The organism is Catenulispora rubra, from assembly GCF_015356825.1.
GTDB lineage: Bacteria > Actinomycetota > Actinomycetes > Streptomycetales > Catenulisporaceae > Catenulispora > Catenulispora rubra.
In genome coordinates this window covers 1-13984 of record NZ_JAACYW010000110.1, presented here as the reverse complement: position 1 = coordinate 13984, position 13984 = coordinate 1, and the positions used below count along the sequence as shown (strand labels likewise).

The 13984-nt window shown below is 69.8% G+C and carries 15 protein-coding genes; 6 read left to right on the top strand and 9 right to left on the bottom strand.

The genetic code is table 11. The features are described 5' to 3' along the window. Window positions 1-74: 74 nt before the first annotated feature. The 4 genes from GWK61_RS27120 to GWK61_RS27105 are packed head-to-tail and all read right to left on the bottom strand — an operon-like array spanning window position 75 to window position 3191. Window positions 75-863 carry a hypothetical protein gene (locus GWK61_RS27120; RefSeq protein WP_194912698.1) on the bottom strand — a complete coding sequence of 263 codons (789 nt, stop codon included), beginning with the start codon at window positions 861-863 and terminating at the stop codon, window positions 75-77. 29 nt (window positions 864-892) lie between these two features. Beyond that, complete coding sequence (locus GWK61_RS27115; protein ID WP_194912696.1) at window positions 893-1903, bottom strand: ABC-2 membrane transporter-related protein; 1011 nt, start codon at window positions 1901-1903, stop codon at window positions 893-895. Next, window positions 1900-2751 carry an ABC transporter ATP-binding protein gene (locus GWK61_RS27110; protein ID WP_194912692.1) on the bottom strand — a complete coding sequence of 284 codons (852 nt, stop codon included), beginning with the start codon at window positions 2749-2751 and terminating at the stop codon, window positions 1900-1902. Before GWK61_RS27110 ends, GWK61_RS27115 begins: the two co-directional genes overlap by 4 nt. Continuing rightward, on the bottom strand, window positions 2748-3191 hold the full coding sequence (locus tag GWK61_RS27105; protein WP_194912670.1) for a GntR family transcriptional regulator: 444 nt from the start codon (window positions 3189-3191) through the stop codon (window positions 2748-2750). Before GWK61_RS27105 ends, GWK61_RS27110 begins: the two co-directional genes overlap by 4 nt. Window positions 3192-3292: 101 nt before the next feature. Between GWK61_RS27105 and GWK61_RS27100 the strand changes: the two genes are divergently transcribed. The 3 genes from GWK61_RS27100 (at window position 3293) to GWK61_RS27090 (ending at window position 5094) form a co-directional block, all read left to right on the top strand. Further along, a complete protein-coding gene (locus GWK61_RS27100; protein WP_323747776.1) occupies window positions 3293-3727 on the top strand; it encodes a MarR family winged helix-turn-helix transcriptional regulator in 435 nt (144 codons plus the stop codon). After that, the gene (locus tag GWK61_RS27095) at window positions 3724-4119 is read left to right on the top strand and encodes a hypothetical protein (protein WP_194912666.1); all 396 of its coding nucleotides are present in this window, start codon (window positions 3724-3726) and stop codon (window positions 4117-4119) included. Before GWK61_RS27100 ends, GWK61_RS27095 begins: the two co-directional genes overlap by 4 nt. 63 nt (window positions 4120-4182) lie before the next feature. After that, complete coding sequence (locus tag GWK61_RS27090; protein ID WP_194912665.1) at window positions 4183-5094, top strand: hypothetical protein; 912 nt, start codon at window positions 4183-4185, stop codon at window positions 5092-5094. 33 nt (window positions 5095-5127) lie between these two features. On the opposite strand, the gene GWK61_RS27085 is transcribed toward GWK61_RS27090, so the two are convergent. The 3 genes from GWK61_RS27085 to GWK61_RS27075 form a co-directional block, all read right to left on the bottom strand. Then, window positions 5128-6858, bottom strand: coding sequence for a penicillin-binding transpeptidase domain-containing protein (locus tag GWK61_RS27085; protein ID WP_194912663.1), 1731 nt, complete (start codon window positions 6856-6858; stop codon window positions 5128-5130). A 207-nt stretch (window positions 6859-7065) separates the two neighbouring features. After that, window positions 7066-8367, bottom strand: a complete 1302-nt coding sequence (locus GWK61_RS27080) for a radical SAM protein (protein ID WP_194912662.1) — start codon at window positions 8365-8367, stop codon at window positions 7066-7068. Between the two features lie 288 nt (window positions 8368-8655). Continuing rightward, a complete protein-coding gene (locus GWK61_RS27075; protein ID WP_194912659.1) occupies window positions 8656-9528 on the bottom strand; it encodes a Rossmann-fold NAD(P)-binding domain-containing protein in 873 nt (290 codons plus the stop codon). 203 nt (window positions 9529-9731) lie between these two features. On the opposite strand from GWK61_RS27075, the gene GWK61_RS27070 reads away from it, so the two are divergent. Next, window positions 9732-10145, top strand: a complete 414-nt coding sequence (locus tag GWK61_RS27070; protein WP_438939786.1) for a winged helix-turn-helix transcriptional regulator — start codon at window positions 9732-9734, stop codon at window positions 10143-10145. Between the two features lie 99 nt (window positions 10146-10244). Then, complete coding sequence (locus tag GWK61_RS27065) at window positions 10245-11348, top strand: DNA polymerase IV (RefSeq protein WP_323747774.1); 1104 nt, start codon at window positions 10245-10247, stop codon at window positions 11346-11348. A gap of 39 nt (window positions 11349-11387) precedes the next feature. Here the strand turns inward: GWK61_RS27065 and ligD are convergent, their stop codons facing one another. Both ligD and GWK61_RS27055 read right to left on the bottom strand, forming a co-directional pair. Then, window positions 11388-12416: a non-homologous end-joining DNA ligase gene (ligD, locus tag GWK61_RS27060; RefSeq protein WP_194912652.1), complete on the bottom strand. Its 1029-nt coding sequence runs from the start codon at window positions 12414-12416 to the stop codon at window positions 11388-11390. Next, on the bottom strand, window positions 12413-13543 hold the full coding sequence (locus tag GWK61_RS27055) for an ATP-dependent DNA ligase (RefSeq protein WP_194912650.1): 1131 nt from the start codon (window positions 13541-13543) through the stop codon (window positions 12413-12415). The genes ligD and GWK61_RS27055 overlap by 4 nt, the downstream gene beginning before the upstream one ends. A gap of 95 nt (window positions 13544-13638) precedes the next feature. On the opposite strand from GWK61_RS27055, the gene GWK61_RS27050 reads away from it, so the two are divergent. Next, window positions 13639-13984: hypothetical protein (locus tag GWK61_RS27050; protein ID WP_194912646.1), on the top strand; the 346-nt coding region annotated here is incomplete at its 3' end.

Sequence of the window (13984 nt, the reverse complement as noted above, 5' to 3'; positions counted from 1 at the left end):
CGCATGCCTGCGCTCGGCTGTCTGCGCTCGCGTGTCGCGCGCTCAGCCTGCCCCTCACCGAGCCGCGCGCCCCGTCACCACCGACTCCCCGTCCCCGCCAGCGCCGCCGCCAGCCGCGGCAGCACCACATCCACCTCCGCGAGCGCGCCGATGTGGTCGTGTCCGGCCACCTCGACCACCTCGAAGCCGAGGTCGCGCAGCTCCGGTTCGTCGGCGTGGTCGTGGCGGGCGATGGCGGCGGCGCCGGTGCGGGTGGCCATGCGGCACTCCGGGTCGCAGTCCTGGCTGCCGTACCACAGGATCTTCGGGCCGGGGAGGGCCGCGAGCGCGGCGCGGTCGTCGCGGGCGGCCCACTGGCGGAACATCAGGCGCCCCAGGTGGTGGTCGCCGGCCTGGTGCGGGAGGCCCGCCTGGATCAGCGCGGCGCGGGCGCCCTCCTCGAAGCCGAGCCAGTAGTCGAAGTCCGCCAGCAGGGGGAAGCCGCCGACCAGCAGGCCGCGGGTGCGGTGGCTGAGCGGGGCCAGGAACCCGGCCAGGGCCGCCATCCCCGAGTAGCCCGCCAGGACGAAGCCGTCCAGCCCCGCCGCGTCGGCGACCGCGTGCAGGTCCGCGACCTCCATCTGCGTCGGGTACACCGTGCAGTCAGGGCCCTGCCACGCCCCGCCCGCGCCCGGCTCCTCCTCGATCTCCCCGACGACCCGCCGCGGCTTGTAGCGCACCACCCGGTACGTCTCCGCCAACGCCGCCCCCAGCGTCGCGAACTCCGCCCGGTACCGCACCGGGAAGACGATCCCGGCGGCGTCCAGCGGCCCGGCCGCCTCGTACCACAAGGTGTAGCCGTCACTCGTCTCGATCAGCGCCATCGCGGCCTCCTGAATCCCCGCCCCGCGCCTCAGTCGCGGTGCCCCCGGATCCGCCAGAAGCAGAGCCCCGCGAGCACCCCGGCCAGGGCGACATAGATCCCTGTTTCATACCACTGCAACGGCCAGAAGTCGGAGGCGGGATCGTATCGGACGCCGACGTGCGGGTTGTACGGCGCCAGGCAGTTCGCGAGATCGCTTTGGCTCTGCACGGGACCCTCGATGCAGTTCTGAACCGCACTCATCGGCAGCTTGGCCCCCGAGCCGTCCACGACAGGAGTCTGCGACAGCTTCCAAGACCCAGCCGGCGCCTTGACCTTGAACGTGACCGTCGGCCCCGACGCCGAGCCGGTGATCGTCGTATCGACCGGATGGCTCAGCAACTGCGCGTCCACCGACACCGACATCGTCTGCGTCGGCATGATGTGCGGCCGGATCTGCGTTGCCACAACGACCTGCACCCCGACGTACACCGCGACCGTCAACGCCATCGCCGTCAGCACACCCCGACGGGTCAGCAGACCGAGCAGCGCGCCAAGCGCGAACGCGAACAACGCATACCCGACCGGCGTGATATCGCGCGTCCCGAAGACATTCCAGTCGAAAGGACTGGCGTCGATCTTGTCCTGCGGCCCGGCCCACCACGTGAACAGCAGGCTGAGAACCCCGGCCGCGACAGCCGACGCCAACGCCCCGCCGGCCAGCTTGAACGCCAGCCACCGCGTCGGCGTGACCGACTGGTTCCACGCCATCCGATGCGTCCCGCGCTCGAACTCCGCGGCGATCAGCGGCGCACCCCAGAAGATCCCGATCAAGGCCGGCACGGCATGCACGACGAGCTGGATCAGAGCCCGCAGATTCTGATAGGAGCCGGCGAAGTTGTCGAGCACCTGCGCGCAGTTCGACCGACACGTGCTCAGATCGGAGGAATACGTGTGCCGGATGTGCTCCCCGGTGATGACGAAGTACACCGCGGCCACCCCGAGCAGCACCGCCGCGGTGATCAGCGTGGGACGCAGCTGGCGCCAGGTCAGCCATATCATCGTGCCGCCTCCATATAGGTCAACGCCAGGTCTTCCATCCCCAGCGGCTCGACGGCCCAGTCGTCGGCCGGCCCCGGCGCCCCGTGCACCACGAACGTCGACTGCCGCTCGGCGTGCGCGGCGGAGATGACTTCGAGCCCTGACGGCAGCGAGTCCGCCTCGCGCCGCGCCGTGATGATCCGGTGATGGCTCGCCGTGAGCTCGTCCACCTCGCCGGCCAGCCGCACCCGCGACCCGGCCAGCACGATCAGGTAGTCGCAGACCCGCTCCAGATCCGATATCAGGTGCGAGGACAGGACCACGCTCGTGCCCTCCTCCGCGACCGTCTCCATCAGATGCCTGAGAAAGTCCCGCCGCGCCAGCGGATCCAGACTGGCCACCGGCTCGTCCAGCAGCAACAGATCCGGACGCTTGCCGGTCGCCAGCGTCAGCGCCAACTGCGCACGCTGCCCGCCGGAGAGCTTCCCGGCCTTCTGCTTGGGATCCAGCCCCAGACTGTCGACGCGAGCCTCGGCGAACGCCCGGTCCCAGCGCGGATTCAGGTGCGCCCCGAGCCGCAGATGGTCGGCGACCGACAAGTGCGCGTACACCGGCGCGTCCTGCGCGACGAACGCCACCTTCGCTATCTGCTCCGGACCCGCCCCGGGCCGCCCGCCCAACACCGCCAGGCTCCCGGACGTCGGAGCCAGCAGACCGCAGGCGAGCTTGAGCAGCGTGGACTTGCCCGCGCCGTTCGGGCCGACCAGCCCGACCACGTGCCCCGGCGGGATGTGCAGCGTGCAGTCGGTCAGCGCCGGGCGCGCGCCGTAGCGCTTGCTCAGGCCCTGCGCCTCGATGATCGCGGTCATGGTTCCTCTTCGGCCTCTTCGGTGGAGTCGGTGAAGTCAGTGGAGCCGCGGAAGTCGCTGAAGTCGCTGAAGTCGTGGAAGACAGTGTGGAAAAGGGCTTCGACGCCGGCCGTGGTGAGGCCGGCGGTGCGCGCGTGCTCCAGCCAGGCCTGCAACTCCCGGCGCAGCGGCTCGTGCTCGGGCGGCGGGCCCGGCGCGAGGGTTTTGGTGACGAACGTGCCCAGGCCCGGGCGCGGGGTCACCAGGCCCTGGCGCTCCAGGTCGCGGTACGCCTTCAGCACGGTGTTGGGGTTGATCGCGATCTTGGCGACCACTTGTTTGACGGTGGGGAGCCGGTCCCCCTCGGCCAGCAGTCCCAGCAGCAGCGCCCGGCGGACCTGCTGCACGATCTGCAGGTAGGGCGCGACGCCGGAGTGCGGGTCCAGGTGGAACTCGATCACTGATTCCTCTATTCAACTAGGTTCCTAGCACATTAGAGGTTCTGGGTTGCGGAGTGTCAAGGGTGGCGTCCATGTACTACGGAACAGTATTATTCGGTTTCGTGAAGAACGGATCCGTATCATCGGAGGGCTCAGCCCTGCTGGCCCTCCAGCGCGCCACGCACGCCACGTTGCAGACGCTGGCGACAGAACTGGTCGACCTGGACCTCACACCGTCGGAGACCAACGCCTTGGCGAACCTCGCCGACGGCCGCGCCCGCACGGTGTCGGAGCTCGGCGCCGCGATCGGGAGCAAGCCGACGACCCTGACCGGCGTCCTGGACCGCCTGGAGCGTCGCGGGCACATCACGCGCGGGAGCCTTGCCGGCGACCGGCGGTCGGTGCTGATCGAGCTGACGGAGTCGGGTCGGTCCACGGCCGACGCCATCTCGCGGACGATCGGGGAGTTGGAGGAGCGTGCGCTCGCGGATCTGGATCGGGAGAAGGTCGCAGCCTTCTACGAAGTGCTGCGCGCGTTGACGGAGGTTTCGCGATGAGCTTTCAGGAGCTGTTCGAGCAGGTGACGGCCGACGGCAAGGGCTTCGGGCACCGGCAGCACATCCACGTCACGTGGCTGGCGGTGCGGCAGCACGGCGTCGACGAGGCGATAGCCGTGGTGAGCGACGGGATTCGGGAGACGGCGCGCTACGCCGGAGTCCCGCAGAAGTACAACGCCACGATCAGCCGCGCGTGGGTGCAGGCGGTCGGGTATCACGCTGCCGAGCATCCGACGGATGACTTCGGGACGTTCATCGAGGCCAACGACGCGTTGCTGGACAAGCGGTTGCTGACGCGGTTCTACTCCTCGACGGTGCTGGCCTCGGCTGCGGCCCGGAGCGGGTGGGTGGAGCCGGATCGGGCGCCGTTTCCTTGGATGGCCGAGGCTTGAGCGCACGCCGGAGCCGGTAGCTTTTGTTGCCGGAGCACAGGGTTGGACGACACGGGGGAACACATGCTGAATGCTGAGAACACACGTCCCGGGAGCGCCGGACCGGCCGAAGCCGCCGCCACCGCCAGCGCGCTCGACACCAGCACCAGCGTCGACACCAGCACTGGCCCCGCCGCTGCCACCACCGCGCCCGACGGCATCCTCTCCGACGCTGAGCTGGCGACCCTGGCCGCCGACCTGACCGCCCTCGCCCTAGCCACCCCGCGCGCCTTCGGCCCCGCGCTCGTGTTCCCGCCGCTGTCCGCGACCGCCGCCGCCGACCCTGCCGACCCGGCTGACCCGGCCAACACCGACACCCCCGCCAACCCTTACTGGCAGATCATCCGCAACCTCCCGACCGAAACCCGCGGCGGCATCACCGGCCCCACCACCATGTGGCTGTCCGCCCCGGCCGAGGTCCGCGAGCGCGCGGTCGTCGCAGGGCTCGACCGCGCCGCGTTGAGCCGCCGCTACAGCTGGTCGATCCCCAGCCCCGGCGACATCGCGTGGATCCGCGCGACCGTCGGCGCGCGCGGCGTCGTCGAACCCGGCGCCGGCGGCGGTTACTGGGCCTGGCTGATGCGCGCCGCCGGCATCGACACCGTCGCCTACGACCCGTTCCCGGCCTCCACCGCCAACGGCTACGCCAAGCGCGCCTATACGGCCGTCGAGCCCGGCGACGACAGCGTCGCGGCCCGGCACGCCGACCGCGCGCTCTTCCTGTGCTGGCCCAACAACAACGACCCCTGGGCCGCCCGCGCCGTCACCGCCTACCGCGGCGACATGCTGATCTACGCCGGTCAGGAGGCCGGAGGCTCCACCGCCGACGATCGCTTCTTCGAGCTCCTCGCCGACCGCTGGGAGCACACCGGCGCGAGCGCGGATCACGTCACCTACGGCGGAGTGCCATGTCGGCTGGGAGTGTGGCGCCGGTGAATGCCGATCTCCTGGATTGGGATGTACCCAGATCTAGATGTACCCCAAGTTCTGCAGCGCCGTCTTGATCGCCGGGCCCGCTGCCTGGTAGCCCATACCGCCGTTGAGCACCAAGGCGCAGAAGGCGATGTCGTGCGACTTGTCGAAGACGATCATCCAACTGTCGGTCGTCGGGGTGTCGGCGGCCTCGGCGGAGCCGGTCTTGGCGCCGAGGCCCACGTTGTGCGGGAACACCGTGGAGGCGGTGCCCTCCGGGGAGTTGACCACGCCCTGCATCAGGGAGATGAGTTCGCTGTCCACCCCCGAGGGGAGCGGGGTGGCGCTGATCTGCGGAGTGCCGGGGACCAGGATCGGCTGCTTGAACTGGCCGGTGGCCACGGTGGCGGCGACCGAGGCCATGGTCAGCGGGGACATCGTGATGTTGCCCTGGCCGAAGGTCTCGCGGGCGAACAGGCCCTGGCCGTCGGCCTTCGGGACCTGCTCGTCGCCGGCGGTGCCGTAGGTGGCCGCGCCCATGCCCAGGTCCCACTTCTGGTTCATGCCGAAGTAGGTCTTGGCCTCGTTGGTCAGCGCGCCGTAGTCGCTGCCGAGCTTGCCGTCCAGGGCCAGGTGGACGTACGCGGTGTTGCAGGAGACCAGGAAGGCGTCCTTGAGCGTGGCGGGCGAGAGGCCGCCGCGCAGGCTCTTGTCGTTGTTGATCGTCAGGCCCTCGACGGTGGCGTTGGGGCTGCAGTTCACCGGGTCGGTGGGCTTCAGGCCCTGCTGGAGCGCGAGCGCGGTGGTGACCACCTTGAACGTGGAGCCCGGGGCGCGGGTGGCCTTGTAGGCCAGGGACGGGACGGCGGCGTCGTTGCTGGCCATGCCGAGGATTTCGCCGGTGGACGGCCGGATGGCGACCATGCCGGCGTTGACGTGCCCGTTCAGCCCGGCCTCGACCGCGGACTGCACCTTCGGGTCGATCGAGGTCTTCACCGTGGGCGCGGCGCCCGTGCCGGTGCCGAGCTGCTTGATCGTCCCGGGGGCGATCGGGCTGCCGGTCTTGGGATCCACGAACTCGACGGTGAGCTGGGTCGGCGGGGTGTTCGTCGGGACGTGCGTGGACAGCGCGTTCACCGCCGAGGTCAGGCTCGCGTGCTTCGTCAGGTCGATCGGGTTGCCGGCGGCGTCCACCACGCTCTGCTTCGGCGGTACGGCCTTGATCAGCGCGGTCCCGCCGAGCTGGGCCTGGATGACCGCCGAGCTCCACTTCACGACCGGCGTGCCGGCCGGGCCCTGGACCAGGTTCACCGCCGAGGAGTAGTCCCAGACCAGGTTGTTGCCGAAGTCGGCGGAGACGGTGAAGGAGAACCGGGCCAGCGTGGCGGCCGAGCTGGAAGCCGAGGACGCCGAGGCACTGGGCGTGCCCGAGGCCGAGGCCGAACCCGTGGCCGAACCGGTCGGCGAGCCCGAGGTCGCCCCGGCCGCGACGTTCTCCTGCGAACCGAGCGTCAGCGTCAGCTTCTGCGGGCTCAGCGAGCCCATGACGGCCTTCAGCCGGGCCGTGGCGTTGGTGGCGTCGTCGGTCAGCTTGCCGGCGCTGTCGAAATCGCTCTTGGACCAGGCGTCCAGGAACGCCTGCGCCACGGTCTGCGGCGTGGCCTGCGGCGACGAACTGGTGGTGGCGGACCCTGCGCCGGAGTTCTTGGAATCGGCCGAGGACGACTTCGACGAGCTGCTGCCGAACAGGCCGCAGCCGCTGGTGGTCAGCAGGGCCGCGGCTACCATGCCGCAAGCCGTCATCCGTACCGCCGTTATTCGCCGCCCCGTCATAGTCCCACTCCCCAGTTGCGTCTGCTCCTCCGCCGAAGGCGGTAGCGGCCAAATTACACTGTCGGGGCTTTCCCGGTGCCGTCAGGGCGTTTCTTTGTTCGATTTGTCAAGGTATGTATGGTCCGGCGGCGGCTGGGCGGTCCGCCGCCGGACCGGTGAAGCTCAAGGCGTGCGGATGACGTCCATGAAGGCGCTCACGGAGAACTCGGCGTTCCCGGCGCCGGGGCGGCCGTAGCCGGGTGGGACCGGCAGGTTGTACTTCTCGAACGTGTCGCGCCAGGCCAGCAGCAGCTTCACGAAGTACTCCAGCGACGGGCCCTTCTGCCGGCCCAGGTTGCTGGTCGGCTCCGGGCACCAGGTGGTGAACCGCGGCATGACACCGTGGCTCATGAAGAAGTCCAGGCCCTCGGTCGTGGAGGCGATCGCCTTGTCGACGTCGGTGAAGCCGTGCGGCTCGGCCATCTCCACGCCGCCGACGAAGTTCGGGATGACGTTGGTCGCGCCGAAGACCTCGGCCGAGTCCAGGATCCGCTTGACCCACTCGTCACGGCCGACGTACCGGTCCTTGCCCGGGCAGATCCAGCTGAACATCTCGGCGTCCCACACCTCGTAGTTCGGGTGGTAGACGCGGTAGCCGGCGTCGAAGAGCATCTGGACCTCGTCCAGCGGCAGCGCCTGCACGACGGCCTTGGGGATCCAGCGGCCGGCGAAGCGGGACTCGATGGCCTCGGCGAAGCGCGCGTAGAACTCGCCCTCGCGCATGCCGTCCAGCTTCTTGGTGATCGAGCCGCCGGTGACCGTGTAGGCCTTGGTGACGTCGTCGAACTTGTTGATCAGCGTCATCGCCTCGACGATGTCGTCGATCTCCTTCACGGCCGTGTACTCCCGGCCGTTCGCCCGCTGCTGCCGGAAGTTCTCGTTGAGGTCGCAGAAGCGGCACTCCTCGTCCCGGCCCCAGTACTGGCACAGCCGGTACACCGTGAGGTACACCAGGTAGCCCCACTCGATGGCCGGGGCGATCTCGCTGATCTTCTTGCCCGAGGACAGCGTGTGCTCGTAGTAGCCGGGGATCGGCGGGAACTCCAGGTCGGACAGGTACGTGCCCTCGCAGTTCAGCACGAGCTTGCCGTCCCGCAGCTCGACCACGTAGGGGCTGTCCGGCGCGACCCGCGTGGAGACCACGGTCCGCCGCAGGTCATAGGGGCCGCCGGTCATCCGGATCTCCTCCGGGGCCCGGAACTGCGCGTGTTCGGCCATCTCCGCCACCGGCACCAGGTCGAAGGTGAAGATGAAGTAGTCCTTGGGTTTGTACCCGCTGGCCACCCGCAAGGCGTCGGGACTGAACGCCAGGCCCTGCCGCAGTATGTCCTGCTTGACGACGGCCTCGACCGGCAGATCCGGGAACTCCGCCATCATGCGTTCCAGCTCGCGTGTCGTCGCCCCGTCCGCTGTGACAGCGACCATGTTGGACCTCGCTTCCGCCTATTCCGGATAAGGTCTTGAATATCTCATGGGTTACAAGTGGGCACTGAGAGTGGGGGTCTCAGCTGGCTGGCGGCGCAGATACCCGCAATGGCGGCACCGGACGGCGAAAGTCCTGGCGGGCCGGGGTTTCCAGGGATTGACGAGGCATGAGTACCGGCGGCTTGCCGGGTACGGTGAACGATAGTTGTGAGTATTCCGTGTCGATCGCCCGCAGGGGCGTCTACCAGGCACCCCGGATTTCCGGAGACGGCCGTTGGTTGAGCTAGCTCAACCACGATTTCCGGCGACGGCCTCCGCGACGGCGGCTCGTACGGAACGCGGCGCCGTCTCCAGCAACGGCGGCAGATCCGAGCGCGTGGCCTCGGCACGTCCGGCGATCACGTTCGAGTACAGCGACAGGGCATGCGTGATCTGATACGGCTCCAAGCCGCTCCCGGCCAGCGCCGCTCGGGTCTCGGTGAGCGATGTGGGGCGGTAGGAGATCGGACGCCCAAGCACTTCGGCGAGGATCTGCGCGATGTCCGCTCCGCCGAGCGCGGTATCACCTTCGAGTTCGTACACGCGGTCGGCGTGCCGACTCGGCTTTCCGGCGGCCAGGTCCCTCTCCGACTCCGCAGCGACCCGCACTGCGACGTCGGCGAGGTCCTGCCGGACCACCACCGACAGTCGGCCCGCACCGAACGGCGCCGCGAGCACACCGTCCGCCGCCGAGCCGACCGTGGCCAGCGCGACCGGGACGTCGGGGTAGAGCCCGTTGCGCAGAATGGTGGTCGTGAACGGCCCCGCCGCGAACCGCTCCTCGCTCCAGCGGTGCGGCAGCGCGATTGTCATCGACTCGCCGGAGCTCGCCAGGCTCGTGTAGATCAGGTGCCTGACACCGGCCTCGGCTGCGGCGTCGGCTACCGCTCCGTGCCGTGCGAACACGACGTCGTCCTCGGCGTACCCGGCGGATACCACCAGCAGGACGTCCACGTCCTCGAACGCCGCCGGCAGCGACTGCGGGGCGTCGAAGTCCACGCGGCGTGCGCTGACGCCATCACCGGTGCGCGTGCCGCCTACGACTCGCACGTCATCGAGCTCTGACAGCCCTTTGAACACCAGGCCGCCGAGACCGCCGGAAACCCCCGTCACCAGAATCATCACAAACCTCCACAGAGAACCGATCAAGCCCGAAGCGGACGCTGTCAAGACTCCGATATGACGACGGACCTGCGTAAGGAGGCACTTTCGAATCACCCGGGCACACTGCGGTAACCGTCCGGGTCGGGCCGCTGCGATTCGTTGCCGATGTGACCCAGGTCTCATTCGGAATAGCCGCGGGGTTCCGCAGCGTCGTCCCCCTCGTGACGCATGCGAACAGCTGGGCGCTGCCCGCCACCGACACCGACGAGCACGGACCCTGCGGCGACGATGACTGCGGCATCCGCGACATCCAGGACCGCCTCGGCGACCGCTGGTCGGTCCTGGTGATCGTGGAGCTGGCCAAGGGCGTCAGGCGCTTCGGCGCGCTGAAGTCCGCGATCCCCGGCATCTCCCAGCGCATGCTGACCGTCACCACCAAGCGCCTGATCCGCGACGGCCTGGTCGAGCGGACCGTGTACCCGACGATCCCGCCCCAGACCGACTACCGCCTCACCCCGATGGGGGAGAGCTTCGCGCAGGCGGTCGCCGCGCTGGCCGACTGGTCGCGGCGGCACAAGGAGGCGGTCGCGGTGGCGCGGCTGCGCTTCGACCTGGACCACCCGGGCGAGCTGTAGGGGAGCTGCGGGCGCTGCTGCCCGGGTTTCTGCTGGAGGCGCCTTACCAGCGCACTCGCCGACAAGCCGTAGACGCGCATACCCGGCCATACTGGACCTGTGTCCACCAGCGACTGGGTGCTGCACGTCGACCTCGACCAGTTCATCGCCGCGGTCGAAGTCGCCCGGCGGCCGGAACTGCGCGGCCGGCCCGTCGTGGTCGGCGGCCAGGGGGATCCGACGCGCCGCGGCGTGGTGGCGACCGCCTCCTACGAGGCGCGCGAGTTCGGCGTCCACTCCGGGATGCCGATGCGCACCGCCGCGAAGAAATGCCCCGACTGCGTCTTCCTGCCCGCCGACCGCGCCGCCTACGAGAAGGTCTCCGAGCGCGTGATGGCCACGCTGCGGGAGTTCCCGGTCGTGGTCGAGGTGATGGGCTGGGACGAGGCGTTCGTCGGCGCGCGCACCGACGACCCCGAGGCGCTGGCCGCCGACATCCGCGAGGCCGTGCTCGGCGAGACCGGGCTGTCCTGCTCCGTGGGCATCGGCGACAACAAGCTGCGCGCCAAGACCGCCACCGGCTTCGCCAAACCGGCCGGCGTCTACCGGCTCACCCGGGAGAACTGGGCCGCCGTCATGAGCGAGCGCTCCACCGACGCGCTGTGGGGCATCGGCTCGCGCACCGCCAAGAAGCTCGCCGAGATGGGCCTGCACACCGTCGCCGACCTGGGCCGCGCCGACCGCGCCATGCTCGCCGACCACTTCGGGCCGAAGATGGGCCCTTACTTCTGGTTGCTGGCGCAGGGCGCCGGGGATGCCGAGGTGACCGGCACGCCGCACGTCGCCAAGGGCCGCAGCCGCGAGGTCACGTTCCAGCAGAACATCGACGACGCGGGGGAGTTGGCCGTGCAGGTGCGGCAGCTGGCCCGGCACGTCGCCGAGGACGTCGTGGCGGAGGAGCGGCCGGCGGCGCGCGTCGGGCTGAAGATCAGGTACGCGCCGTTCATCACCAAGACGCGGAGCATCACGCTGCCTGCTCCGACGGCTGACGCGGAGGAGATCGAGCGTGCCGCGCTGGAGGTGTTCGCGCTGCTGGAGTTGGACCGGCCGGTGCGGCTGCTCGGGGTGCGGGTGGAGTTCCCGGATGTCGAGCCGGAGTCGGAACTGGAGTCAGAGCCAGAGTTAGAGCCGGAACTAGAACCAGAGTTAAGACCGGAGTTATAGACAGAAGCTGAAACCCTTACGGACACTCAGTCTTCCACTTCATGAGGCGTCGGCAGGGTCCGGCTCGGTGTGCTTGGCCCGGCTCGGCGCCACTCGCGGCGGCTCGTTCGGCTGCTTCGGATAGACCGGCGGCCACGGCGCGTCCATCATCCCGTTCGCCATGTCCTGCCGCGACATCTCCAGCAACGGCTCCAACGACTGCGGCCGCGCGTTGTACTCGGCCCACGGATCGCCGCGCTCTGCGACCCGGGCCGGCACGGTGGCGATGGTCAGCTCGTCGGGGACGATCGTCATCAGCTCGTCCCAGAAGATCGGCGTCGACACCTGCGCACCGACGCGCGGCCGGACACACCACGCGCCGAACACCGTCTTGTGCGGCGCGTTCTGGTTGAAGTCCACAAACACCCGCGCACCCCGCTCCTCCTTCCACCACTGGGCCGTGATCTGCTCCGGATACCGGCGCTCCATCTCGCGGGCCAGGGCGACGGCGGCCGCGCGGACCTCGTAGCCGTCCCAGCGGTGCTGGAGGCTGACGTAGATGTGCAGGCCGCGGGATCCGGAGGTCTTCACGTACGCCTCGATGCCCAGCTCGGCCAGCAGTTCCCGGGTCAGCACCGCGGCGTGCCGGACTTCGGGGTAGCCGACGCCGGGGGAGGGGTCCAGGTCGATGCGCAGCTCGTCGGTGACGTCGGGGTCGGAGGCGCGGATCGGCCAGACGTGGAAGCCCAGGCAGCCCAGGTTTACGCCCCAGACGATGTGCGCCATGTTCGCCGCGACCAGGGCGTCGCTGGTGGTGTCGTTGGGCGTGGACACCTCCATGGTGGTCAGCCACGGCGGCGCCGTCTTGGGGACGCGCTTCTGGAACCACGACTTGCCGCCCGCGCCGTCCGGGTAGCGCTCCAGGAGCAGGGGGCGGTCCTTCAGCGTGTTCATGATCGGGCCGGAGACGGCGAGGTAGTACTGGACGAGGTCCATCTTGGTTTCGCCGCGTTTGCTGAAGTAGACCTTGTCCGGGTGCGAGACCGGGACCTCGGTGTCGTCGATGTCGAGGACGGTTTCCTTGGTCATGCGTTCGGGTCCTCTGTGCTTTCCTCGCTCTTCGCCGGGCTGCCGAACACCTCGGCGAGTTCGGCCGGCGCCACCTGTTCGAGCTGGGCGTACGTGCAGGACTCCGGCGTGCGGTCCGGGCGGAAGCGGACCAGGCGGCCGCCGTGCCGAAAGCGTCCGGACAGCAGGTGCTCGTAGCGGACCTCGGCGACCAGCTCGGGCCGTAGCGGTTCCCAGGCCAGGTCCTTGTCGGCGGACCAGCGGCTGCGGGCGCCCGGCATGCGGCTGCCGGACTGCTGCTCGGCCTCGGCCCAGCCGCGCCAGGGGTGGCCCTCCAGCGCGTGCTCGCGCAGCGGCGCCAGCTCGCCGACCAGCTCGCGGCGGCGGGCCGCGGTGAAGCTGCTGGCGACGCCGACGTGGTGCAGGGTGCCTTCGTCGTCGAACAGGCCCAGGAGCAGGGAGCCGACGCCTTCGCCGTCCTTGTGCCAGCGGAAGCCCGCGACGACGCAGTCTGCGGTGCGCTCGTGCTTCACCTTGACCATGACGCGCTTGTTCTGCTCGTACGGCAGGTCCAGGGGCTTGACCATGACGCCGTCGAAACCGGCGCCCTCGAAGCGCGTGAACCAGTCCTGCGCGACGTCCGGGTCTTCGGTGAGCGGGGTCAGGATCACGCGGCTGTTGCTCGGCTGTTCCTCTGTGTTTGTGAACGTATCGAGCGCGTCGACCAGCGCCCGCCGGCGCTCGCTGAACGGCTCACCGCTCAGGTCGCGGTCGCCGAGCGCCAGCAGATCGAACGCGACGAAGCTGGCCGGCGTCTCGGCGGCGAGCTTGCGGACGCGGGAGGCGGCGGGGTGCAGGCGGTTCTGGAGCGTGTCGAAGTCGAGGCCGTCGCCGGTGACCACGACGATCTCGCCGTCCACCACGCAGCGCTCCGGCAGGGCCGCCAGCAGCAGCTCGACCAGCTCCGGGAAGTACCTGGTCAGCGGCCGATCGTTGCGCGAGCCCAGCTCCACCTCGGCACCGTCACGGAACACGACGCACCGGAAGCCGTCCCACTTCGGCTCGTACGCCAACCCCGCCGCGCGCGGCACATCCCGCGCAGCGGTGGCGAGCATCGGCCGCACCGGCGGCATGACCGGGAGATCCACGTTCCGACCGTAAGGCGAAGATCCGCCCCCGGCACCCCGACGACGGCGAACGGGCGGCGCGGCCCATCAGCGGGGCGCGCGGGTACGATCGCCCGATGGACAGCGACGCCCTGCGCGACTTCTACGCCGAGAGCACCCGCCGCTGGGAGGTCGCCAACCGCGAGTTCCAGGAGCGCACCCACGGCTGGCACTTCACCCTCGCCCCGGAAGCCCAGCAGTGGGCCCAGGCGCACGCCGCCAGCGACCGCTGGCAGTACAGCGGCTCAGCCCTGGTCGAACTCGCCGACGCAGCAGGCATGATCCGCAAACCGGAACCAGGCCGCATCACCAGCGCCTACTCCCACCGCGACTCCCAGACCGAGATGACAACGGAGGAGGGCTTCGGCTTCTGGCCCACCGCCGCCGAAGCCCTGGTCATCCACGCCGGCCAAGCAATCCCCC